The 22,800-nt window shown below is 69.2% G+C and carries 23 protein-coding genes; 14 read left to right on the forward strand and 9 right to left on the reverse strand.

The window, feature by feature from the left end; translation table 11 throughout:
- The coding region (locus AB0F41_RS29015) for a hypothetical protein (protein ID WP_357429307.1) at window positions 1-272 on the reverse strand (272 nt) is incomplete at its 3' end.
- A 136-nt stretch (window positions 273-408) separates the two neighbouring features.
- On the opposite strand from AB0F41_RS29015, the gene AB0F41_RS29020 reads away from it, so the two are divergent.
- Window positions 409-906: a polyadenylate-specific 3'-exoribonuclease AS gene (locus tag AB0F41_RS29020; protein ID WP_357429309.1), complete on the forward strand. Its 498-nt coding sequence runs from the start codon at window positions 409-411 to the stop codon at window positions 904-906.
- Window positions 907-978: 72 nt separating this feature from the next.
- On the opposite strand, the gene AB0F41_RS29025 is transcribed toward AB0F41_RS29020, so the two are convergent.
- The 4 genes from AB0F41_RS29025 to AB0F41_RS29040 form a co-directional block, all read right to left on the reverse strand.
- Window positions 979-2,613 (reverse strand): cytochrome bc complex cytochrome b subunit, encoded by a 1,635-nt coding sequence (locus AB0F41_RS29025; protein WP_357429311.1) that lies wholly within the window; start codon window positions 2,611-2,613, stop codon window positions 979-981.
- Window positions 2,610-3,758, reverse strand: a complete 1,149-nt coding sequence (locus AB0F41_RS29030; protein WP_357429348.1) for a ubiquinol-cytochrome c reductase iron-sulfur subunit — start codon at window positions 3,756-3,758, stop codon at window positions 2,610-2,612. The genes AB0F41_RS29025 and AB0F41_RS29030 overlap by 4 nt, the downstream gene beginning before the upstream one ends.
- A 32-nt stretch (window positions 3,759-3,790) precedes the next feature.
- Window positions 3,791-4,654, reverse strand: a complete 864-nt coding sequence (locus tag AB0F41_RS29035) for a cytochrome c (protein WP_357429313.1) — start codon at window positions 4,652-4,654, stop codon at window positions 3,791-3,793.
- 121 nt (window positions 4,655-4,775) lie between these two features.
- Window positions 4,776-5,384, reverse strand: a complete 609-nt coding sequence (locus tag AB0F41_RS29040; protein ID WP_357429315.1) for a heme-copper oxidase subunit III — start codon at window positions 5,382-5,384, stop codon at window positions 4,776-4,778.
- A gap of 239 nt (window positions 5,385-5,623) precedes the next feature.
- On the opposite strand from AB0F41_RS29040, the gene trpD reads away from it, so the two are divergent.
- Window positions 5,624-6,682 carry an anthranilate phosphoribosyltransferase gene (gene trpD, locus AB0F41_RS29045; RefSeq protein ID WP_357429317.1) on the forward strand — a complete coding sequence of 353 codons (1,059 nt, stop codon included), beginning with the start codon at window positions 5,624-5,626 and terminating at the stop codon, window positions 6,680-6,682.
- Between the two features lie 13 nt (window positions 6,683-6,695).
- On the opposite strand, the gene AB0F41_RS29050 is transcribed toward trpD, so the two are convergent.
- Both AB0F41_RS29050 and AB0F41_RS29055 read right to left on the reverse strand, forming a co-directional pair.
- Window positions 6,696-6,971, reverse strand: coding sequence for an Lrp/AsnC ligand binding domain-containing protein (locus AB0F41_RS29050; RefSeq protein ID WP_357429319.1), 276 nt, complete (start codon window positions 6,969-6,971; stop codon window positions 6,696-6,698).
- Between the two features lie 310 nt (window positions 6,972-7,281).
- Window positions 7,282-9,090, reverse strand: a complete 1,809-nt coding sequence (locus AB0F41_RS29055) for a DEDD exonuclease domain-containing protein (protein WP_357429321.1) — start codon at window positions 9,088-9,090, stop codon at window positions 7,282-7,284.
- A 542-nt stretch (window positions 9,091-9,632) separates the two neighbouring features.
- On the opposite strand from AB0F41_RS29055, the gene AB0F41_RS29060 reads away from it, so the two are divergent.
- From AB0F41_RS29060 to AB0F41_RS29105, 10 genes are all read left to right on the forward strand, one after another.
- Window positions 9,633-10,211 carry a C40 family peptidase gene (locus AB0F41_RS29060; RefSeq protein WP_357429323.1) on the forward strand — a complete coding sequence of 193 codons (579 nt, stop codon included), beginning with the start codon at window positions 9,633-9,635 and terminating at the stop codon, window positions 10,209-10,211.
- Window positions 10,212-10,360: 149 nt separating this feature from the next.
- Window positions 10,361-11,437, forward strand: coding sequence for an NlpC/P60 family protein (locus AB0F41_RS29065; RefSeq protein ID WP_357429325.1), 1,077 nt, complete (start codon window positions 10,361-10,363; stop codon window positions 11,435-11,437).
- A 45-nt stretch (window positions 11,438-11,482) separates the two neighbouring features.
- Window positions 11,483-12,607 carry a glycosyltransferase family 4 protein gene (locus AB0F41_RS29070; RefSeq protein WP_357429327.1) on the forward strand — a complete coding sequence of 375 codons (1,125 nt, stop codon included), beginning with the start codon at window positions 11,483-11,485 and terminating at the stop codon, window positions 12,605-12,607.
- 59 nt (window positions 12,608-12,666) lie between these two features.
- Window positions 12,667-13,047: a polyketide cyclase / dehydrase and lipid transport gene (locus AB0F41_RS29075; RefSeq protein WP_357429329.1), complete on the forward strand. Its 381-nt coding sequence runs from the start codon at window positions 12,667-12,669 to the stop codon at window positions 13,045-13,047.
- 42 nt (window positions 13,048-13,089) lie between these two features.
- Window positions 13,090-13,527, forward strand: a complete 438-nt coding sequence (locus AB0F41_RS29080) for an SRPBCC family protein (RefSeq protein WP_357429331.1) — start codon at window positions 13,090-13,092, stop codon at window positions 13,525-13,527.
- Window positions 13,528-13,595: 68 nt separating this feature from the next.
- Window positions 13,596-14,915 carry an ArsA family ATPase gene (locus tag AB0F41_RS29085; RefSeq protein WP_357429350.1) on the forward strand — a complete coding sequence of 440 codons (1,320 nt, stop codon included), beginning with the start codon at window positions 13,596-13,598 and terminating at the stop codon, window positions 14,913-14,915.
- Window positions 14,912-15,385, forward strand: coding sequence for a hypothetical protein (locus AB0F41_RS29090; RefSeq protein WP_357429333.1), 474 nt, complete (start codon window positions 14,912-14,914; stop codon window positions 15,383-15,385). The genes AB0F41_RS29085 and AB0F41_RS29090 overlap by 4 nt, the downstream gene beginning before the upstream one ends.
- The gene (locus AB0F41_RS29095) at window positions 15,382-16,356 is read left to right on the forward strand and encodes an ROK family glucokinase (protein ID WP_357429335.1); all 975 of its coding nucleotides are present in this window, start codon (window positions 15,382-15,384) and stop codon (window positions 16,354-16,356) included. The genes AB0F41_RS29090 and AB0F41_RS29095 overlap by 4 nt, the downstream gene beginning before the upstream one ends.
- Window positions 16,357-16,579: 223 nt before the next feature.
- Window positions 16,580-17,305: a lysophospholipid acyltransferase family protein gene (locus AB0F41_RS29100; RefSeq protein ID WP_357429337.1), complete on the forward strand. Its 726-nt coding sequence runs from the start codon at window positions 16,580-16,582 to the stop codon at window positions 17,303-17,305.
- A 22-nt stretch (window positions 17,306-17,327) separates the two neighbouring features.
- Window positions 17,328-18,053 (forward strand): phosphoribosylanthranilate isomerase, encoded by a 726-nt coding sequence (locus AB0F41_RS29105; protein ID WP_357429339.1) that lies wholly within the window; start codon window positions 17,328-17,330, stop codon window positions 18,051-18,053.
- Here the strand turns inward: AB0F41_RS29105 and AB0F41_RS29110 are convergent.
- Window positions 17,962-18,846: a DMT family transporter gene (locus tag AB0F41_RS29110; RefSeq protein ID WP_357429340.1), complete on the reverse strand. Its 885-nt coding sequence runs from the start codon at window positions 18,844-18,846 to the stop codon at window positions 17,962-17,964. The two genes, AB0F41_RS29105 and AB0F41_RS29110, sit on opposite strands and share 92 nt — an antisense overlap.
- Window positions 18,843-20,156, reverse strand: a complete 1,314-nt coding sequence (locus AB0F41_RS29115; RefSeq protein WP_357429342.1) for a hypothetical protein — start codon at window positions 20,154-20,156, stop codon at window positions 18,843-18,845. Before AB0F41_RS29115 ends, AB0F41_RS29110 begins: the two co-directional genes overlap by 4 nt.
- A gap of 166 nt (window positions 20,157-20,322) precedes the next feature.
- Here AB0F41_RS29115 and AB0F41_RS29120 point away from each other — a divergent pair, with 166 nt between their 5' ends.
- Together AB0F41_RS29120 and AB0F41_RS29125 are read left to right on the forward strand one after the other, a co-directional pair.
- A complete protein-coding gene (locus AB0F41_RS29120) occupies window positions 20,323-21,087 on the forward strand; it encodes a sporulation protein (protein ID WP_357429344.1) in 765 nt (254 codons plus the stop codon).
- 278 nt (window positions 21,088-21,365) lie between these two features.
- The gene (locus tag AB0F41_RS29125; RefSeq protein ID WP_357429346.1) at window positions 21,366-22,643 is read left to right on the forward strand and encodes an FAD-binding oxidoreductase; all 1,278 of its coding nucleotides are present in this window, start codon (window positions 21,366-21,368) and stop codon (window positions 22,641-22,643) included.
- Window positions 22,644-22,800 lie beyond the last annotated feature (157 nt).

Here is a 22,800-nt window from a genome sequence, read left to right on the forward strand (position 1 = left end):
GCGAAACCCCGCTCACCGAAGCCGAAGTGCACGGCAACCTCACAGCCCTCGAAGCGCACGTGGCGAAGCCACGAGTCTCGAGGGCTGACAGCAGACGCCAAGAGGGCCGAACCCCGCGCGCGCCAGCGCGCCAATAAACACAGCACCTTCACGAGCAAGGCCACCTGCCCCACCTTCACGAGCAACGTCACCCACCCCACCTTCACGAGCAACGTCACCCACCCCACCTTCACGAGCAACGTCACCCACCCCACCTTCACGAGCAACGTCACCCACCCCACCTCCGCGCGCAACGTCACCCGTCCACCCTCATGTAAGCGCTCAACAGCCCCAACCCATCGATGGGCAACAGCACATCACCCCCCAGTAGGCTCAACCTGTCTGCCCACCGCCTAGGAAGCCTGCTACTTGAGATATTTCTACGATTCGGAGTTCATCGAGGACGGTCGTGTTATCGATCTTGTTTCGATCGGCGTCGTCTGCGAGGACGGGCGCGAGTTCTACGCCGTCTCCTCCGAGTTCGACGCGGGGCGGGCGGGACCGTGGGTGAACAAGAACGTGCTGCCGAAACTTCCTCCGACTACTTCCCCACTGTGGAAGTCCCGGACGCAGATCCGCGATGAGCTGTATCGGTTTCTGGTACCCCGGCCCACGGTGCAGCCGGAGATGTGGGCCTGGGTGGCGGCCTACGACCATGTGGTGCTCTGCCAGCTGTGGGGCTCGATGGTGGATCTGCCGGCGGCGCTGCCCCGCTACACCAACGAGTTGCGCCAGCATTGGGAGGCCCACGGACGGCCTGAGTTGCCGGCGCCGCCGCGGGACGCCCATGACGCCCTTGCCGACGCCCGGCACAATCTGGCCAAGTTCGAGGCCATCGAGTCGGCGCGGCGGCGGCGCGCGAGCTGATCCGCTCCCGGACGCACCATACGAAAGGCCCCCTGGATCTTGGATTCCAGGGGGCCTTTCGCTGTGGTGCGATCAGTGACCGTGCTGACCGTTGCCGTTGGAGCCGGCTTCGTCCTGCACTCGTTTGAGGACGGCGAGCTGCTTGTGCTCTTCCTCCAACTCGGTCGCGAAATGCTGTTCGCTCTCTTCGCGGGGGTCCGGGCGCAGGAAGCTGCCGGTACCGGGCTGCCCGGCCGAACCGAGCTGGTTCATCTTCTTCGGCACGACCGCACCCTGGTATTCCAGCGGCAGCGGGTGGCCGTGGTGGTCGACCGGGCCCAGCGGCTGGTGCACCTCGATGTACTCACCGTGCGGCAGTCGCTTGATGACGCCCGTCTCGATACCGTGCTCCAGCACCGCCCGATCGCTGCGCTGCAGGCCGATGCAGAACCGGTAGGCGAGGAAGTACGCCAGCGGCGGCGCCACCAGCAGGCCGATTCGGCCGATCCAGGTGGTCGCGTTCAGCGAGATATCGAACTTCAGCGCGATGATGTCGTTGACGCAGGACAGCGTGAGCACCACGTAGAACGTGATGGCCATGGCGCCGATCGCGGTGCGGACCGGAACGTCGCGCGGCCGCTGCAGCAGGTTGTGCCGGGCGGTGTCGCCGGTCAGCTTCTTCTCGATCCACGGATAGGTGACCAGCACCGCGAACACCAGACCCATGATCAGGGCCACCCAGAACGCCGCCGGGATGGTGTAGCGGCCCAGATACAGCTCCCACGGCGGCATCAGACGCGCCATACCGTCGGTCCACATCATGTAGAAGTCCGGCTGCGACCCGGCGGACACCTGCGACGGGTTGTACGGACCGAGGTTCCAGATCGGATTGATCTGCAGCAGCCCGCCCATGAGCGCGACGAACCCGAGGGTGAACGCGAAGAACGCACCCTGGTCGGCGGCGAACACCGGCACGATCCGGGAACCGACGACATTCTTCTCGGTACGTCCCGGCCCGGGGAACTGGGTGTGCTTCTGGTACCAGACGATCGCGACGTGCGCGGCGATCAGTGCCAGCATGATGCCCGGCAACAGTAGTACGTGAGCGATGTAGAGGCGCGGAACGATGATCTCGCCGGGGAAGTCCCCGCCGAACATCAGCCAGTGCAGCCAGGTGCCGACCACCGGAACGCCGATGGTGATACCGGAGAACGCCGCCCGCAGGCCGGTGCCCGACAGCAGGTCGTCGGGCAGCGAGTATCCGAAGAAGCCCTCGAACATGGCCAGGATCAGCAGCAGCGAGCCGATCACCCAGTTCGCCTCACGCGGCTTGCGGAACGCGCCGGTGAAGAAGATGCGGAACAGGTGAATGATGATCGAGGCCGCGAACAGCAGCGCCGCCCAGTGGTGTACCTGCCGGACGAACAGACCGCCGCGCACCTCGAAGGAGATGTTCAGCGCGGTCTCGTAGGCCCGCGACATACCGACGCCGCGCAGCGGCTGGTAGGCGCCGTCATAGGTGACGTGGGCCATCGAGGGGTCGAAGTACAGCGTCAGGTACACACCCGACAGCAGCAGGATGATGAACGCGTACAGCGCGATCTCACCCAGCAGGAACGACCAATGGGTGGGGAACACCTTGTTGATCGATCGTTTCACGAAGGCGGCGGCGCGGTAGCGCTCGTCCATCTCGTTGGCTTGTGCCGCGAGCTTGCTTCCAGCACTCATGATCGACGCTCCCAGAAGGCCGGGCCGAGGGGTTCGATGAAGTCACCGTTGGCGACCAGGTACCCCTCTGAGTTTACGGTGATCGGCAACTGCGGCAGCGCCCGGGCGGCGGGACCGAAGATCGGCTTACCCCATTCGGTCGCGGAGAACTGCGACTGATGGCACGGGCACAGGATCCGGTTGGTCTGCTGTTCGAACAGCGAGGTCGGGCAGCCGAGGTGGGTGCAGATCTTCGAATAGGCGAAGTAGTCGCCGAAGTTGAAGCTCTCCTGGCCCTTGCGTTTGATCGCGTTCTTCGCGTCCTCGGGGCGCAGCCGGATCATCATCACGGCGTTGCGGATACCACGCAGCGACTGGAGGGTCGCGTGCTCGTCACCGCGCCAGGATTCCTTCCACGGGAAGACGGTCTCCATGGCGCCGGCGTCCAGATCCTCCGGGCGCACCAGCACGATGTCCTGCGGGCGGCCGGTATCGCGGCGGATGTAGACGGTCTCGCCCGGGAAGTCCGGGGTCCAGCCCGACACCCACAGCGGCGATTTGTCGCCCTTGGCCCACGGGTTCTTCACCATGCCGCCGACGAACACCAGCAGAGCGCCGATACCGAGCACGCCGACGCCGGCGCCCGCGGTGCGGGTGATGAGCTTGCGGCGGCCCAGGGTGGAGGTGTCGAGGGCGTCGGTCAGTTCGGCGGCCAGGGTGCGCCGCTCGACCTCCGCGGATTTGCCGTCGTGGCGATCCTGCACCGACAGTTCGGCGGGGATGAACTTCTTACGGATCAGTACCACCGCGATACCGATGGCCAGGATCGCGATACCGAAGGTCAGGCCGTAGAGCGGGGTGGCGAGCGAGTACAGGCCGTGGCCGCTGTCCTCTTTGCCCTTGTACTCCCAGGGCCAGAACAGGAACACACCCACCAGCGCGGCCGCGGCCAGCCCGGAGATCGCGAACCACATCGCGACCTGCCGTTCGGCGCGCTTCTCCGCGCGCGTTCCCGGCACCGGCCAGCGTTCGCGCCGGTAGATGACCTCTACACCGTCGCGCGCGGTACCGAGCTCGACCAGCTCGTCCCGCGACATCGCGTCCAGTTCGGCCTCGGTCGGTTCCGCCGGGGTCGCGGCCGCGGAATCTTTGTCCAGGCGACCCATCTCGTTTCGCTCCTGTTCTCCACTCATGGCTGTTAAGTCCTCGATCCGATCCAGATCGCCGCACCCACGACCGCCACGATGCCGATGGCCCAGATGGCGAGGCCTTCGGTGGCGGGACCGAAGCCGCCCAGGCCCCAGCCGCCGGGGGTCTTGGCCTCGGCCGAGTCCTTGACGTAGGCGATGATGTCGCGCTTCTCTTCCGGGGTGAGCTGCCGGTCGGAGAATTTCGGCATGTTCTGCGGGCCGGTGATCATCGCGGCGTAGATCTGCTGCTCGGAGGCGGGATCCAGCGGCGGGGCGAACTTACCCGAGGACAGCGCGCCGCCCCGGCCGGTGAAGTTGTGGCAGGACGCGCAGTTCATCCGGAACAGCTCGCTACCCCGGCCGATATCGCCGCCGCGCAGCGACTCCTGGGCGATCTCGCCGTTGGCGTCGCGGATCACGGTCGGTCCGCCGCCGTTCGCGGCGACATAGGCACCGATGGCGTCGGTCTGGTGGGCGTCGAACTTCACGGGTTTGCGTTCGGCCTGCGCTTCGTTACGCGTCATCGGCATACGCCCGGTCGACACCTGGAAGTACACGGCCGCTTCGCCGACGCCGATGAGGCTGGGACCGCGGTCGGGCACACCTTGCAGGTTCGCGCCGTGACAGGTGATGCACGAGGTCTCGTACAGCTGCTGGCCCTCACGGATCAGCGCCACCGAATCCTCGTTCGCCGTGGCGACCTGCGGTTCGGGTGTGAGCGCCGAGGCGAGGAATCCGGCTCCGACGAGACCCACCAGCAGCGCGAGCCCGCCCGCTATCCGTCGGCGGACGCGGCGCTGCCTGCGCTGTTTGCTGGCCTCGCCGTGCCCACCGCTGGCGGGCGCTGGCGCTGTCGGGGGCGATGAACTCATCTGTGTCCCTTTGGAGTAGACGGAACCGGGCTGGTCGGTGCTTTGTTTTGCTTCCGAGCTACGCCTGCGTGGTTACGCTGCGCTACCTCCTCCGGCGCTGACGCTCGGAAGCCGGCCGATGTCACTGGACGAAATAGATCACGGCGAACAGCCCGATCCAGACGATGTCGACGAAATGCCAGTAGTACGAGACGACGATCGCGGCGGTGGCCTGCGCCGGAGTGAACTTACTCAGCTTGGTACGCGCGAGCAGCATCAGGAAGGCGATCAGACCACCGATGACGTGCAGACCGTGGAAGCCGGTGGTGATGTAGAACACCGAACCGTAGGAGCTCCCGGCGATCGAGGTCCCCTCCGCGACCAGGTGGTAGTACTCGTAGGCCTGACCGGCCACGAAGAAGGCCCCCATGAAGAAGGTCAGTGTGTACCAGCGGCGCAGCCCGAACACATCACCGCGCTCGGCCGCGAACACGCCCATCTGGCAGGTGAACGACGAGGCGATCAGCACGGCGGTGACCGGGATGGCGAGCGTGATGTTCAGCTCGGTCGGCGGCATCGGCCACTCGGGCGCCTGACTGCGCGCGACGAAGTACATCGCGAAGAGGCCGGCGAAGAACATCAGCTCGCTGGACAGCCAGATGATGGTACCGACGCTGACCATGTTGGGCCGGTTCAGCGAATGCACACGCTGGGTTATGGCCGATCCTGAGGTACCTACTGCGGTCGTCACGGGGGTAAGTATGACTCTTCGTAGTACGACAGTCGAAGTCGGGTTCCCCACTCGATCATTTGTGTCGGGATTCACCGGCTCAGTGAGGCTCTCGACCAGGTTCGGCGTGTCGCACGCGGGCGCGCGGCGGGAAACACCCGAACTGCGCCGATGATGTCGTGCGGTGACGAAACGGTCACGCGGTTTAGGGTATGCGTGACCGTTCGGTCACCCGCAATCGGTGCGACGAGGAGATTGAGATGAGCGTGCGCAGCTGGCCCCAGATGCTCGGGGCCCTCGCCGACGGACAAGACCTCACCGCGGACGATACGACCTGGGTGATCGACGAAATCTTCACCGACAACTCCACCTCCGCGCAGATCGCCGCGTTCGGCGTCGCGATGAAGATCAAGGGCCCGACACCGGCCGAGCTGTCCGGTATGGCCCGCGGCATGCTCGGGCACGCCCGTCTGGTGAAGGTCGACGGCGACGCGGTGGACATCGTGGGCACCGGCGGGGATCGATCGGGTTCGGTCAACATCTCCACGATGTCCTCGATCGTGGTGGCGGCGGCCGGGGTGCCGGTAGTCAAGCACGGGAACCGGGCCGCCACCTCCAAGAGCGGCGGCGCGGATGTCCTCGAGGCGCTCGGGGTGAAACTGGCGCTGGGTCCCGAATCGGTGGCCCGCTGCGTCCGGGAGGTGGGCATCGGGTTCTGCTTCGCCCCGCTGTTCCACTCCGGTCTGCGCTTCGCCGGTCCGGCGCGAAAGGAGATCGGGATCCCGACCGTGTTCAACGTGCTCGGCCCGCTCACCAATCCGGCGCAGCCCCGGGCCGGTCTGGTCGGTTGCGCGTTCGACGATCTGCTGGAAACCATCGCCGGGGTGTTCGCCGATCGCGGCGCGGGCGCCCTGGTGGTCCGGGGACGCGACGGCCTGGACGAGATCACCACCTCCGATGTCACCGACGCCTACGTGGTCACCGGCGGGACCGCGCGGCGGACGGTGATCGACCCGCTACGCCTCGGCATCCCCCGGGTGGACCTGGATGCGCTCCGGGGCGGGGACGCCCAGGTGAACGCCGGGGTCGCACGGGACGTGTTCGCCGGCAACCCCGGTGCGGTGCGCGATGCCGTGCTGGTGAACTCGGCCGCCGCGATCACCGCCTACGACCTGTCACGCGGCGCGGAACTCGCCGACGACCTCGACGACCATCTGACCGCCGGGATCGAGCGCGCGGCCACCGCCATCGACAGCGGTGCGGCGGCGGCCCTGCTCGACCGCTGGGCCGCGCTCACCCGCACCCTGGGCGACGACTGAACGCGCGCCGGGATCACTCCCCGATCGAGAACCCGGCTTCGACATCGGCGCGTGAATAGGATTTGAACGCGATATGGGTGACGGTGCGCTGGACGCCGGCCACCTTGTCGATCCGCGCGGTGACCACTTCGGCGACCTGTTCGTGGTCGCGAACCCGGACCAGCGCGATCAGATCGACGTCCCCGGCGCAGGAGTACACCTCGGCGACGCCCTCGGTATCGGCGACCGCCTGCGCGGTTTCCGGTATGCGGCCGTTGTCGGCCTGGATCAGCACGATCGCGGTAATCATGGGAACAGCCTAGGCGTACCTCCGCATTCGCTCCGGCCATGCGCGCCCACATGCCACCGACCCGCACACAACCCCGCCCCCGCCGACCTCGGCGTACCTCCGCATCCGCTCCGGCCGTGCGCGCCCGCATGCCACCGACCCGCACACAACCACCCACCCCCGCCGACCTCGGCGTACCTCCGCATCCGCTCCGGCCATGCGTATCCGCATGCCCCGGATCCCCGCACAGCATCATCCCGGTGCCGACCTGCGAACACCTCCGTGGTGCGCCGCCGCGGAGCCCAGCGCGGCCGGTACCCACCGCCGTTCGTCAGCCGTGTAGTTCGTCGTAGGTGGTCGCTTCCCGCGCGGCGCCCGCGGCCGCGGCCGCCGCTTCGGCCCAGTCGATCCACCGGCCGGCGCCGCCGACCGGTTCGGCGTATCCCTCGGCCGTGCGCACGATCCGCACACCGGGACGTTCCAGCCAGCGCAGGATGATCCCGGTCTCCTCCGGCGGCGCGCCGCGCAGCGGCGGTGTCGCGGCGAACCGCGCATCCAGCGGTAGTTCGGCTGGGGATATATCGCCCTGCGGCTCGGCCACCTCCGGGCCCGTGGGCACCACGGTCTGCGCCGCGGCGACGATCTGCTCCACCACCGGCATCGGCGGGACCCGGCGGGGCGCGGTCCCCGCGCCCGCGAGGCGGCCGTAGCGGATCACCGAGAATTCCCAGCCGCCCGCGCCATCGGGGTGCGCGGCGATCAGTTCGGGGACCCGGGCGAGCGCGGCGAGCCGCTGGGTACGGCGCAGGGCGCGGATGACGGCGGCGGCGCGGTCGCGCAGGCGGGCCGCGGCTTCGTATTGCTCCGCGGTGGCGTACTGCTCGATCCGGGCGAGCATCACCCGGATCGGGCCGTCGTCGGCGCCGGCGAACAGGGCGCGGGCGGCTGCCGGGGCGCCGGCGTACGCGGCGGCAGGGCGGGGCGCCGGAGCGGCGGCCGGGCACCCGCCCACGGCCTCGGGCACGCAGGTGTGCAGTGCGGACCGTGCCAGCCGGGTGGTGCAGGTGCGCAGTCCGCAGTACTCGGCGAGGGTAGCGGCGATATCGGCGGCCGCGGCCCGGGCGTGGAAGGGGCCCACCGCCGCGCCGGCCGGGTCACGGACCACGGTCAGCCGGGGAAAGGCTTCGGCGGTGAGCGCGATCCACCAGACCCGTTTCGGAAATTTCGAGCGCCGGTTGTACGGCGGGGCGTGGGCGCCGAGCAGCCGCAGTTCGCGCACCCCGGCCTCGAGGCCGTGCGCGCAGACCACATGGTCGACCCGGGTGGCCAGCCGTACCATCTCGCGGATCCGGCCCCGGGTCTCCGAGCCGGTGAAATAGCCGCGGACCCGGCGGCGCAGATTCACCGCCGTCCCTATATAGAGGACTTCGTCGGACGGACCGCGGAACAGATAGACCCCGGGGGCGGCCGGCAGCGACGCGGCGAGAGTGCGTTTGGCCCGCTGATCGGCGGTGACCTCCGGCAGATAGTCGATCAGCTCGGTGAGGCTGTGCACGCCCTGGTTGCCGACCCGCCCGATGAGCGCGTGCAGGACGTCCACGGTGGCCCTGGCGTCGTCGAGGGCACGGTGGGTGGGGGTGGTGCTCGCGCCTAGCAGCGGGGCGAGGGCACCGAGGCGCACCGAGGGGGCCTCGTCCCTGCCGAGGACCCGGCGGGCCAGCCGAACGGTGCACACCACCTGCGCGCGCGGCCAGGGGGTGTCGCATCGCATGGCCGCGGCTTTCAGGAAGGCGATATCGAATCGCGCGTTGTGCGCGACCAGTACCGCGCCGGCGGCGAACTCCAGGAATCCGGGCAGGACGGCCTCGATGGGAGGCGCGGCCCGCACCATCGCGGTGGTGATCCCGGTGATCTGCACGACCGCGGGCGGTATGGCGCGCCCGGGATCGACGAGGGTGGCGAATTCACCGAGCACCTCGCCGCCGCGGACCTTCACCGCTCCGATCTCGGTGATGGCGTCCTCGGCCGACCTGGTTCCGGTGGTCTCGAGGTCGACGACCACGAAGGTGGTGTCGTAGAGCGGGGTGTCGAGCTGGTCGAACGCCAGCTGCCGGGCGGGCAGCGGCTGGGCTTCGGACACGGCGGGCAGAGTACGGGCCGGGTCCGACAACTTCGCGTGACCGGATCGATATCTCCCGGACGCCGCCGGCGCCGACCCCGCGCGTTCCCAGCCGCTCCCACCCTTACCACCCAACTGTGCGTCAGTTCACACACGATGTGTATTAGCTATGTAATTGCCTGAATATCCGGAAAATGGTCGGAGGGCCCAAAACCGGGAAACCGGCCGGGGGCAAACGATTCGTCCGGGCACACCGGCGCCATTGTCCATCGACGGACACGCTCCCGCTCGAGCTGCGGAAAACAAGATCAATGCCGCGCCGGGCGGCGCGCGGAACACCCGATCACGACACCTCGGCTCACCCGGACGTAACCGGGGTGCAATCTCGGCCGCGCCTGTGATTTCTCTCGCACAATTTGCCCGCCGGAAACTGAGACCCGGACTTTCGCGGAGGCCGGAGACTTTACAAACCACCGTGATCCGTTCGTAATCTTTTCGAGACCTCGCGGAGTTCGGCGCACCAGAGCCGGTGGGCCGGGCGGGGAGATCGAAAGGACCGCATCATGGCGTTCACCACCGTCTCGCGACAGGCGCGGCGCGTTGCCGCAACCGGAGCCGTAGGCGCTGCCACCCTGGGCGCGTTCCTGCTCCCCGCCGCCCCGGCCGCCGCCCAGCCGGTGACCATCCACGGCGTGGGAACCTTCGAGATTCCCAACGAGATCCAGATCCCCGGCGGCATCCCCGGGGTCGAGGCGCCCGGATCCGCGGGCATCGCGCCCCCGTTCATCACCCCCACCAAGACCGCCGGCGAACTCGCCCTCGACGCGGCGCTGTCGAAGGTCGGATCGCCCTACGTCTACGGCGCCGCCGGACCGGACGCCTTCGACTGCTCCGGCCTGGTGCAGTGGTCGTATAGACAGGCCGGGCGTGAACTACCCCGCACCAGCGATGCCCAGCTGTCCCAGGGCGCGCCCGTCTCGATGAACGATCTGCAGCCCGGCGATGTCCTGTCCTTCTACGGCGGCGGCCACTCCGGCCTCTACGCCGGTGACGGGAACGTCGTGCACGCCTCCACCTCCGGCACCCCCGTCCGGGTGGCACCGATCTCCTCCATGCCGGTCGCGGGGGCCGTCCGCTACTGACTCCACGCCCCGTGGGAAGGTCCTACGCGCGGGCGGACATGACCGGCCGCGCCGTACTGGACACCCCACGGGGCGTTCCGTAATCTAATCGAGACCTTCACGGGCTTCATCGCACAAGGCGTCACAACGAGAGCGGGGCACGGCAGGCCGTGGCAACAGATCAGCGGAGTCATCGGAACCGTGGACGGGACCGAAGGCCCGGCCGCACCGTCCTCGCCGCCGGACTCCTCGCGGCGGCCCTGTACGGCGGCGGCCCCGCCGGGGCCGACCCCGCCCCCATGCCCGCCTCGGCCGGTGAAGCGGTCCAGCAGATGATCGACCTGTCCCGGCAGGCCGAACAGCTCAACCAGCAGGCCCTCACCACCCAGGCCGACCTCGACGCGAAACTCGCCGTGCAGCGCGACGCCGACGCCAAGGTCGCCGACGCCACCGCGGCGGTGGACGCGGCGCGCAACGAGGTCGCCAAGTACCGGCCGATGATCGACCGCACCGCCATCGCCGCCTACCAGGGCGCCCGGACCAACCGCATGTTCTCGGTGCTGGTCAGCGACTCCCCCCAGCAACTGCTGGACCAGATGTCGACGCTCGACGTGGTGACCGCGCAAACCGCCGATCAGCTCAAGCAGTACAAACGTGCCACCGACGCCGCGACCGCCGCGCAATCGGCGGCCCGCGCCGCCGCCGATACCGCCCGCACCGCCGCCGACCAGGCCAACGCCGTCCGCGGCGACGTGCAGCGCAAACAAACGGATCTGCAGAACGCGGTGGCCAAGGTCATCGAGGCCTGGGGCGCCCTGTCCACGGCCGACCGCAACGCCCTCGCCGGGTCGCCCTTCCCGCCCGGATTCGACCGCGACACCCTGCTCCGGGATCTCGTACCCGGTAGCGGTACCAGCGCCCTGGCCGCGGGCCTCACCCGCGTCGGCGACCCCTATGTCTGGGGCGCCACCGGCCCCGACCAATTCGACTGCTCGGGTCTGGTGCAGTGGGCGTTCGCACAGGTCGGCAAGCAGGTCCCGCGCACCAGTTCGGCGCAGGCCGCCTACGGCACGCCCGTCGACCGGTCCGAACTACAGCCCGGCGACGTGGTCTTCTTCTACGACGAGATCTCCCACGTCGGCATCTACGCAGGCAACGGCCTGATGCTGCACGCGTCCACCTTCGGAGTGCCGGTGGCCGTCGCCCCGATGGATTCCACCCCGTACCACTCGGCCCGCCGGTACTGAGCCCCGGAGCGCCGGCCACCGCACCTCGCCAATACTGTGGATCGCATGGCTCGAACTCTGCTGGTTACCAATGATTTCCCGCCACGGCCGGGAGGTATCCAGTCGTATCTGCAGGCGCTGGCCGGGCAGCTTCCCCCGGACGACCTGGTCGTCTACGCACCCCGGTGGCGCGGTGACAGCCATACCCGCTTCGACGCGAACCAGCGCTTCCAGGTGGTCCGGCACCCCACCACCCTGATGCTGCCGACCCCGGCGGTCGCGCGGCGGGCCCGCAAAGTCATGCGCGCCGAGGGGTGCGAATCGGTGTGGTTCGGCGCCGCCGCGCCCCTCGCACTGCTCTCCCCGCTCCTGCGCCGGGCCGGTGCCGAACGGATCGTCGCCAGCACCCACGGCCACGAGGTCGGATGGTCGATGCTGCCCGCGGCGCGGCAAGCGCTGCGGGTCATCGGCGAACAGACCGATATCGTCACCTACGTCAGCAAATACACCCGCGGCCGGTTCGCCGCCGCGTTCGGACCGAACGCCGCCCTGGAATACCTGCCCCCCGGCGTCGATACCGACACCTTCCGCCCCGACCCCGCCGCCCGCGCCGAACTCCGCGAACGCTACGGCCTCGGCGACCGGCCCACCGTGCTGTGCCTGTCCCGGCTCGTACCGCGCAAAGGCCAGGACGTCCTGCTCGTCGCGATGCGCCGGATCCGGGAACGGATTCCGGGTGCGGTCCTGGTCATCGCGGGCAGCGGCCCCTACGAAGACAGGCTGCGCGGACTCGCCGAAGCCCTGGGCGTTGCCGACGACGTGGTGTTCACCGGACGCGTCCCGTCGGCGGAACTCGCGGCCCACCACACCCTCGCCGATGTCTTCGCCATGCCCGCACGCACCCGCGGCGCGGGCCTGGACGTCGAAGGTCTCGGCATCGTCTACCTGGAGGCCTCGGCGACCGGCGTCCCGGTGGTGGCCGGAAACTCCGGCGGCGCACCGGAAACCGTTCTCGACGGCGAAACCGGCCGGGTGGTCGACGGCCGGCGCGCCGACCATGTCGCCGAAGCGATCGCCGATATCCTCGCCGACCCCGACCGCGCCGCCGCCATGGGCGCCGCCGGCCGGGCCTGGATCGAACGCCAATGGCGCTGGGACACCCTGGGCACCCGCCTGCGCGGATATATTTAGGCGGCGCTCGTGGCCCCTGGTGTCCCGGGTTCGGACTCCCGCGCCATAAACTCACGCGGGTGAGCAGTATCCAGGTCGCGGACCAAACATTTCTCGCCGCCCCGGGCGACGCGGTGGCGGCGGTGCTGGCCGCCCCGAGCAGGTGGCGGGGCTGGTGGCCGGATCTCGAACTGGATGTCCGGGAAGACCGTGGCGACAAGGGAATTCGCTGGTCGGTGCGGGGGGCACTATCCGGCACCATGGAAGTATGGCTGGAGCCTTCGCTGGACGGGGTGATCCTGCACTACTTCCTGCACGCCGAACCACCGCAGCCGCTGACGCCGCGCAAGCTGGCCGCGGCGAACCGGGCACGCCGGGTGGCGGGCAAGGTCATGTCCTTCGAGATCAAGGATCGTCTCGAAGGCGACCGGCCGGCCGGTGTCGACCCGCGCGAGAACTGACGTAACCCGTACCGCACCGCCGAAAGGAACCCCTGAGAACCTATGGCCGACCGGACCCAGAGATCGATCGTCATCGCGGCACCCGCGCGGCAGGTGATGTCTGTTATCGCCGATCTGGCGTCCTACCCGGAATGGGTATCGGCGGCCAAGTCCGTGGAGGTGCTGGAGTCCGGACCGGACGGTCGCGCGCGCACCGCCCGGTTCGTATTGGACGCCGGCGTGGTCAAGGACACCTACGTTCTGTCCTATACCTGGCAACCCGGCGATCGGGCTGTGAGCTGGACTCTGGTGAGCGGCGAGTTGCAGAAGGCGCAAGAGGGGCGCTACGAACTCGTCGAGCAACCTGACGGCGGCACCGAGGTGCGCTATGAACTGACCGTGGACCTGACCATTCCGATGATCGGCATGTTCAAACGCAAGGCGGAGAAGGTGATCACCGATACCGCGCTCAAAGAACTGAAGAAACGGGTCGAAGGCTGACCGGGCCGGGCCACACCGGCGACCGTCGCGCCGGTTCTCGCAACGCGCGACCGCGCACGCGTATCGAACTGTTCGTCGGCAAGGGCGGGGTCGGAAAAACGACCCTGGCCTGCGCACATGCGATGCGATGCGCCCGCGACGGGCGCCGCGTCCTGTTGGCGTCGCTGGATCAGGCGCATTCGCTGGGCGACGCGCTGGGGTTCCGGTTCGCGCACGACGCGGGCGCGGTTCCCGGGATCACCCGGGTGGTGCCGGGACTCGAGGTGATCGAGCTCGATTCGCTGGCACTGCTCGAGGACCGGTTCCGCACGGTGTCCGATCTGCTGCGCGCCGATACCGGGCATGAGCACGGCATCGATCTGGCCGCCCTGGATCCGGCCGAACTGACCGGCCTGCCGGGCGTGCAGGAACTGCTGATGCTGGTGGAGGTCGCACAGTACGCCGCCGACGACGAGTGGGATGTGATCGTGCTCGATTGCCCGCCCACCGCCGATATGCTGCGAATCGTCACGGCGCCCGAGACGGTGCTCGGATATCTGGACCGGGTCTGGCCGCCGCATCGGCGGATGATGAGCGCCGCCGGAGCCGATCTGCGCAGGGCCGTGCTGGCGGCCACAGTGCAGCGGATCGTCGCGGCGGTCACCGAGGTCCGCGACCTGCTGGCGGACCGGGACCGCACCGCCGCCCGGCTGATCGCCCTTCCCGAGCGGGTCGCGGTGGCCGAATCGGCGCGGGTGCGGTCGGCGACGGCGCTGCTCGGACTGCGGTTGGAGGCGGTGGTGGTGAACAAGGTGCTGCCGCCGGTGCCGGCACCGGGCCCGGAACCGCAACATCCGGCGGTGCACTGGTATCTGCACCGCTACGCCGAACAACTCGACGTCATCGAGGGCCTGCGCCGATCGATGCCGGAGGTCCCGGTACTGGTCGCCGGGCATACCGGGGCCGAACCCGTGGGAATCGGGCCACTGGCGGCGCTGTCGTGCGTGGCCGCGGCGCCGGCTCCCGGCTACGGGAAGCCGCCCGAGCGCGGCGATGCGACTCGTTCCATCCGCCACGAGGCCGGCCCGGGCCGCGCCGGCATCCACGACGGGACCGGCCCCGATCACGCGCCGGGGGTCGGCACGACCGCCGCCGGGCCCGCGGTGCGCTTGGAGTCGGGCAGCGGCCTGCAATCGGTGTACGCGCTGCGCATCCCGCTGCCGGTCGCCGATCCGGCCACCCTCCGCCTGGGCCGGGTGGACGACGATCTCATCGTGGGCGCCGACGGGGTTCGCCGCCGCCTACGCCTGGCACCGGTACTGCGTCGCTGTACCGTCAGTGCCGCCGAACTCGACGACGGATACCTCGTTGTCCGTTTCCGCCCCGACCCGCAGGAGTGGCCGCAGTGACCGGAACCCACTATCGGCAGCCGGACGGCATCGCCGAATTCGCCGACGAGCTCCGCCTGCTCGCCGAGGCCGTACTCGAACGAGTGGAACCGGTGTTGCGGGCGGCCGCGTCCGAGGATCTGCCCGAATGGAGCAGCTGCACCTGGTGCCCGGTCTGCGCCGCCGCCGCGCTGGTACGCGGTGAGCATCACGAGGTGCTGGCGGCGGTCGCGACGCACGGCACCGCGATCGTCACGGTGCTGCGCGAGGCGCTCGCGGGCGTACCGGTGGGCCCACTGGCGGCCCACGACCATCACCACCCGGAATCGGCTGCCACGCCCGGGCATACCGCCGGATCGGAGCCGGCAGCCGAGGACCGGGCCGCACCGGGATCGGCCGGCGCCGCGGAAAACACCGGAGCCCCGGGCCCGGGAGCGGGGACGGCCGGGAAGTCGCGCTATGTCGGCATACCCGTGAACATCAAACAATGACCGCCTCCGGATCGGGCAGCCCACTGACCGTCGGGATCGATATCGGTGGGACCAACATCCGGGCGTCCGTGGTCGACAGCACGGGATCGGTGCTCGAAACGGTGCAGTGCCCCACCCCGCATTCGGCCGCCGCCCTCGAATCGGCACTGGATCGGGCAGTCCGCGAACTCGCCCGGCGGCACACCCTCGACGCGGTCGGGCTGGCCGTCGCGGGATTCGTCTCCCAGGACCGCAGCACCGTCCGGTTCGCCCCGCATCTGCCCTGGCGCGATGCTCCGGTCGCGAAACGACTGACCGAGCGGCTCGGGCTGCCCGTCCTGCTCGAACACGACGCCAACGCCGCCATATGGGCCGAATACCGGTTCGGGGCGGCCGCGGGCGGTCACAACGTGGTGCTGGTTGCCATCGGCACCGGGATCGGAGCGGCCCTGCTGATCGACGGGCACCTGTATCGGGGCACCTACGGGGTCGCGCCGGAACTCGGGCACCTGCAGGTGGTGCCCCAGGGGCGGGACTGCGGCTGCGGAAAACAGGGCTGCTGGGAGCGTTACTGCAGTGGAACGGCGCTGGCCGAGACCGCGATAGAACTGGTCGGGACCGATGCGGAACCGTCTGCGCTGGCCCGGGATATCGTGGCCGATCCCGGCGCGCTCACCGGGCGGCGGGTGGCCGACGCGGCCCATGACGGCGATCCGCTGGCGGTCCGGGTGATGGCCGATTTCGCCCGCTGGCTCGGGCTGGGCCTGGCGTTCGTGGGCGATATCTTCGACCCCGATCTGGTGGTGATCGCGGGTGGGGTGAGCAGTTCGGCCCCACTGTTCCTGGACGAGGCGCGCGAGGAGTACGCGGCGGCGGTCACCGGACACGGGCATCGCCCGCTGGCCCGGATCCGCACGACCCAGCTGGGCGAGGCGGCCGGTATGGTCGGCGCCGCGGAACTGGCCCGCACCGCGCTGATCGCCGGGCACTGACCTGCGGCGATGCTTCGGGGCCGACCGTGCCGAAATGCGTCCGCGCGACGGGATCCGAGCCGTCGTAATTCGTTCACATCGGTGAAACGCACTGGTGAAGTGCGTCGGGAAAGGTGTGAGTGAGATTCCGCGGCGGGTTGGATGTGATCTGTAACCAGCGGTAGAGTCGGCCCCGAGAGGTATTCCACAACATTCCATCCCGGTTCCCGGAGATAAGGACGTCATGTTCTACTGGCTGCTTAAGTTCGTGCTGCTGGGTCCGTTCATTCACTTCTACAACCGGCCCGAGGTGGAGGGCGTGGAGAACATCCCGGCCGAGGGCGCGGCCATCATGGCGGGAAACCATCTCTCCATCGCGGATTGGCTCTTCGCCCCGCTGTCCAGTCCCCGCCGGATCAACTACCTCGCCAAGGCCGAATACTTCACCACGCCCGGGCTCAAAGGCCGGCTGCAGAAGTTCTTCTTCAGCGCCAGCGGCCAGTACCCGATCGACCGCAGCGGCGCCTCCGCCGCCGAGGACGCGCTCCTCGCGGCGCGCACCCTCCTCGACGAGGGTCGCCTGGTCGGTCTCTACCCCGAAGGCACCCGCTCCCCCGACGGCCGCCTCTACAAGGGCAAGACCGGTATGGCGCGACTCGCGCTGGAAACCGGCGTCCCGGTCATCCCGGTCGCGGTCGTCGGCACCGACGAGGTGAGCCCTCCCGGACGCTTCCGCTGGAAGCGGCGCAAGGTCACGGTGAAGTTCGGCAAACCGATCGATTTCTCCCGCTACGAGGGTATGAGCGGTAACCGCTTCGTCGAGCGCGCGGTCACCGACGAGGTCATGTACGAGCTGATGCGCATGTCCGGCCAGGAGTACGTGGACGTCTACGCGGCCAGCCTGAAGAAGGGCGTGCCCTCGGGCCCGGCATCACATACACCGCGTATCCCGGAGTCCGCCGCCGGCTGAGGCCGGCGCGTACCATGGTCCGATGACGGTTCGTGCGAAGATCTGCGGTATCCGGTCCCGGGCGGACCTGGACACGGCGGTGGATGCCGGCGCCGATGCCGTCGGATTCATCTCCGGGACAACCCATTACAGCGAGGATGTACTGACAGCGGAGGCGGCCGCCCAGCTGTCAGTCATCACTCCCCCGTTCGTGAACCGGGTCCTGGTCACCCATCTCGAGGATGCCCACGCCATCCTCGATCTCGCCGACCGGGTCGACGTCGATATCATCCAGGTGCACGGTCTGGTGGATCGCGACACCTTGCGCGCGGTGCACGGCGCCGCCCACGGCCGTACCATCGTCCGGGCGGTCCACGTCACCGGACCGGACTCCCTCGCCACCGCCCGCACTGTGGCCGCGGACTGCGACGCAGTCCTGCTGGACTCGCGCACCGCCGACCGGCTCGGCGGTACCGGCCGTACCCACGATTGGTCGCTCAGTGCCCGTATCGTGCGTGAGCTCGCCGGGATCGGCCGGCCGGTGATCCTGGCCGGGGGCCTGAATTCCGATAACGTCGACGAGGCGATCGAAGCCGTGCGCCCGTTCGGGGTCGACGTCAACAGCGGTGTCGAAACCGCCGCCGGAGACAAGGATTTCGCCGCCTGCGCCGCATTCGTCAAGACGGCGCACGAAAGCGACCCGGGTTACCGAGTTCCAGCCCTACGGCCCCGAGTACGAGAGCTCCGGCCAGCAGGGTCGCCCCGGTGATATCGGCGCCCACCACCGCCGCACCCGCCAGCGTCGCCACCACCGCCTCGTTCAACCCCACCAGTCCCGCCGTGACCTCGTTCAGGTCGCGAAGCGCCAGCCAGTAGCAGGCGAAACCCGGGCCCAGCAGCAGCGCACCGATCGCTGCCAGCGCGACGGATTGCGCCGCCGAGGGCCCCGCCCCGGCGAATACCGCCCAGCCGAGCAGCGGCGCCCCCAGCACCGACGCAGTGAGCAATTGCAGCCCGGCCGCCGGACCGCTGGGCCGGTCCGCCGACTCCCGCACCACCAGCGTGATCAGACCGGCGACACAGGCTGCGCTGGCCACCGCGAGCGCACATCCGGCCAGGGCCGGGCCGAGGGCAGTATCGGCCGGTTGGTTCCCCGCGACCAGCCAGATCGCCGCCCCCACGGCCACGAGTTCGGCGACAACGGCGACGGTGACCACCCGCCGCCCCCGCAGGATCTGCGTGATGATCATCAGCACCGGCGCCGTGAGATGCAGCGCCACCACCACCGGTAGCGGCCCGATATGCAATGCGGCGACGTAACAGACCAGGTTCAGCACCTCGAGGGCGCCGAGCCGCAGGAACAGTCCCGGCGCATCACGGAAGTCCCGCCACGGGCGCGCACCGCGTAATGCCGTGAACGCCAGCAGCGCCAGCCCGCCGCCCGCGGCCACCGGCGCGGCCGCGAACCCCGCGGCTCCGACACCGGCGATTCCGGCGCTCGACGCACCCCACAGACTGGTGGCCGCGATCAGCAACACCAGCCCGCGGCCGGTGCCGTTCACGAGAGCAGGAAGGTGACGACCGGCAGGATGACAGCGGTGTAGGCCGCGAACACCGCCGCCGCCGTGCGACCCTTCGGTACCGAGGGCAGCCGGGTCGCAATCCCGGTGAAGGTCCCCATCGCCACGAAGAACGAACCCCAGACGACCAGAGAGCGGCTGACCACCACCCCGAGATCGTCGGCGAACAGGATGGCCAGCAGGGCGATGGTGAGGCCGGCGGGTACCGCCGCGGCCAGGGTCATCGCCCCGGCGTCGTTGTTCATCAGCACCGAGCGTCCCTGGAAGCCCACCACCTCCTGGGCGTCACGCGGATGCACACCCTGCTCACGGCAGATCATGTCGAATACGGTCGCCGGGTTGACCCGGTCGTTGACCATGCGCCGGACCGCGTCCATGGCCGCCAGCCCCTGGACGGTGGCGTAGGACGTCACGAACCCCTCGGTGGAGGTGCGGAATCCGCCACGGGCCGCGGACAGGTCCTGTGTCTCCTGCAGTTCCAGCAGTTCCACCAGGCCGCGGCGCACCCCCGGATCGAATACCGCGCGCTCGTCCGCGGTGACCACCGCGGCCACCGCCAGATGCAGGCTCAGATGCCGCCAGGTATCGGCGACCGGGCCGCGCCGGAACGGCTCCTCCTCCACCCTCGCCTCACCCTGCCGCAAGCCGTGCAGCATGCGTTCGACCGTCATCGCCCGGACCCGGTCCACCCGTTTACCACCCACCGCCGCGATCTCCGGCCGCGACAGCAGCAGTGCGGTGTAGGCGCACGTGTACATGGGCTGGGTCCGCGGATCCTCGTCCAGGATCAGCGAGACCACCAACGATGTTCCGTGCAGCAGCGCGGCGGCCGCGGTCTCGTCTCCGGCCGCCAGATCCGCCAGAGCGTGCAGTGCGGCGGTGGTGGCGGTCAGCGATACCGGGCCCACCGGACCCGACAACCGCCAGCCCCGGGTGTCCGGGTCCCGTTTCGCCAGCAGTTCACGCAGGCACCCCGCCACCGCGGGATCCGTGGGCGGGGCACCCAGGCAGTTCAGGGCCCGCAGCCGCCAGGACAGATCGATGGGTGAGCGGAACTCCCATGCGCCGCTGTCGGTATCCACGACATCGCGCCGCACCAGGGTCAGCACCTCGTCGGCGCGCGGTACCGGGCGGCGCGCGGCCGTCAACGCGACCACTGCCTCCGCGGTGTTCTGCGGATTCGGCGGCACATCGGACACCCAGCCCCACCCGGCGCCGCCCCCGCGATCGCCGAGCTGGCTGCGGTGCAACCAATCGACGGCCCAGTCGATCCGCTGTTCGATATTCGACACACCGACCCCTCCATCGCACCCACGACACCGGATTACGCAGGCGCCCAGCAATTCTGACCACCCTACCGGGCCACCTGATACATCGGTGCGGGTTTAGGTCTACGCTGTGGACCCGGTAACCCACGGCGAGTTCGGGACTCGCGGGCGGGGCGGAGGGAGACTCGGAATGTTCACATCACTGCTGGGCTCGCTGGGCACGAACACCGTGGAGGTGGAGACCGAGTTGTTCACGCCGGGCGTCCAGCCCGGGCAACCGGTGCGCGGAGTGATCCGGATGCGCTGCCAGGACCGTCCGGCGCGGATCAACGGTGTCGCCGTGGAGTTCATCACCCGGGCCGAACGCGAATACGAGGACGGCGAGCGTCTCGTCGATCTGCCCTTCGCCCGGCAGCCGGTATTCGGCCCGTTCGAACTCGTGCCCGGGCATCCGCTGGAGGGACAGTTCGAGCTGGTCGCGCCGTGGGAGACGCCGATCACCTTCTACAACGGCCGCCACCTCCCCGGAACAGCCGTAGCGGTGCGCACCCGGGTCGATGTGGACGGCGGATTCGACGCCGCCGATACCGATCCCATCGGGGTCGGTGCCCTGCCGCCACAACATGTCCTGCTGGCCGCGGTGGAGGCCTGGGGATTCGGATTGCGTCATGCCGACGTGGAGGCGGGTCGCGTGGACCGGATCCCGCACCGGCTGCCGTTCTTCCAGGAGATCGAATTCGGGCCCTCCCCGCAGTTCCCGGGACTCAACCAGCTGGAGGTGACGTTCCTTGCCGAACCGCACGGAATGTACGTGGTCCTCGAGGCGGATAAACGGGCCCTCATGTTCGCGCCCGGCCGCGATGTCATGGACGCGATCCGGGTCGAGTTCGCCACCTTCGAACAGGTGAACTGGGTGGAAGTGGTCGGTCAGCGCCTGCGGCTGCTCGCCCGCTGATCCCGGCAGCTCCTGCCGGGCCGGAATTGTCCCTCTCGGTGAATGGGCGCGACCCACCGTTCAACTCGGCCTGCGACACTTCCGAATATGGTCGACCGGCCCCCGCCTCCGGCGCTACACTTCCCGGCAGCAACAGGCGGGCGCGCTGCCCGGCACACTCGCCACCCCGGACGGAACCACGCAGAAGCCGCAGGTCACACACCATCGGGCAGATGGGCGGGATTCGATCGGTGAATCGATATCGCCAGCGCCGCCGCGCTGTGGTTAGCTTTCGTGCCATGAGCACGCCGCACATCGTTGCCCCCGCCGAGTACCTTCCTCGCGACACCGCGGATGTCGTTCGCACCGTGCGGAATTCCCGGGATCAGGCCAGGCCGCTCACCGTTCACGGCGGCGATCCCGCCACCGACGGGCTCTCCCTGCCCGATCAGCAGACCGTGGTGTCGCTGCGCCGGATGAACGCGATCCTCGACCTCAACCTCGGCCGGCGGACCGTACGGGTGCAGGCCGGGGCGCGGCTCTCCGATATCGACCGCCGCCTCGCCGCACACGGACTGGGCCTACCGGTCGTCGGCGATCACCGCGATATCACCGCCGGAGGTTTCGCCTCGGTCGGCGGCGTCAGCACCTCCTCGCACCGCTACGGGCTGTTCATCGACCAGATCGCCGACCTCGAATACGTCGACACCGACGGCCGGATCGGCACCTGCGGCCGCACGCACCACACCGAGCGATTCCACCGGATCCTGGGCGCCGGCGGGCGGGCCGGCATCATCACCGCACTCACCCTCGACACCGTCGATATCGACAAGGACAACACCTGGCTGTCCACCGATTCGCATCGATTCCTCGACTTCGACAGTTTCGTCGACTACGCCCACACCGAGGTCAGCCGCCCCCGGGACGCGGTCCTGCAGGTAGGCCGCTGGGTCGACACCGCGCCCCTGAAAGTGTCGCGCCCGGTCGGCGCCGGTCAGGTACAACTCGGCACAGTACGTTTCGGCCAATGGTCGAGCCTCTACCCCACCGCCCCCACCCGGTCACTGCGGGCCCGCCGCGAAGTCGGCAGCCGGGCCCGTAAATCGCTGGGCGCCATCGCCTCGGCCACCGGCGGTAAAGCCGGTATGCCCGTCCGCAACGCCGCCGCGGGCGCGGTCATGTTCACGCCCAAGGTCCTCACGCTGCGCGACGCCGAATATCTGGCGGATACGGTCATCAGCTCGTCGGAGCGGGGCCCCGCCTATCGGGTGGGGGTGTTCGCGCCGCTGTCCAACTACACGTCGGTGTTCTACCGGCTGCACGATCTGTTCAACGGACACCGCGAACGCACGGGCTGCTTCACGGTCATCTCCGCCATGACCTACGGTGTGCGCTCGGAATACCTGCGGGCCGAATCGGCCGCCCACAATCTCCCGGAAGCCGACCACGGGCTCATCACCTTCACCTGCCGGCTGCGGCCCTACGCTCTGCCGTCGGAGCAGCTGAACGATATCGTCACCGGAATCGACGAGATCTGCCGCTCGGAGAACAGCATGCGCTACGAGTCGACTGAATAGTTGGCTGCGTTTTTGGCGCGCTGGCGCGCGCGGGGTTTCGGCCCCCTTGTGCGTCGTCGTTCAGCCCTCGAGACTCGCGGCTTCGCCGACCGGTATGGACAGCGACAGGCCGGTCGAGATCTCCGGGACGCTCACATGCTCGCCGCCGTTGATGAAC

It is taken from the genome of Nocardia sp. NPDC024068, assembly GCF_040638875.1.
Lineage (GTDB): Bacteria > Actinomycetota > Actinomycetes > Mycobacteriales > Mycobacteriaceae > Nocardia.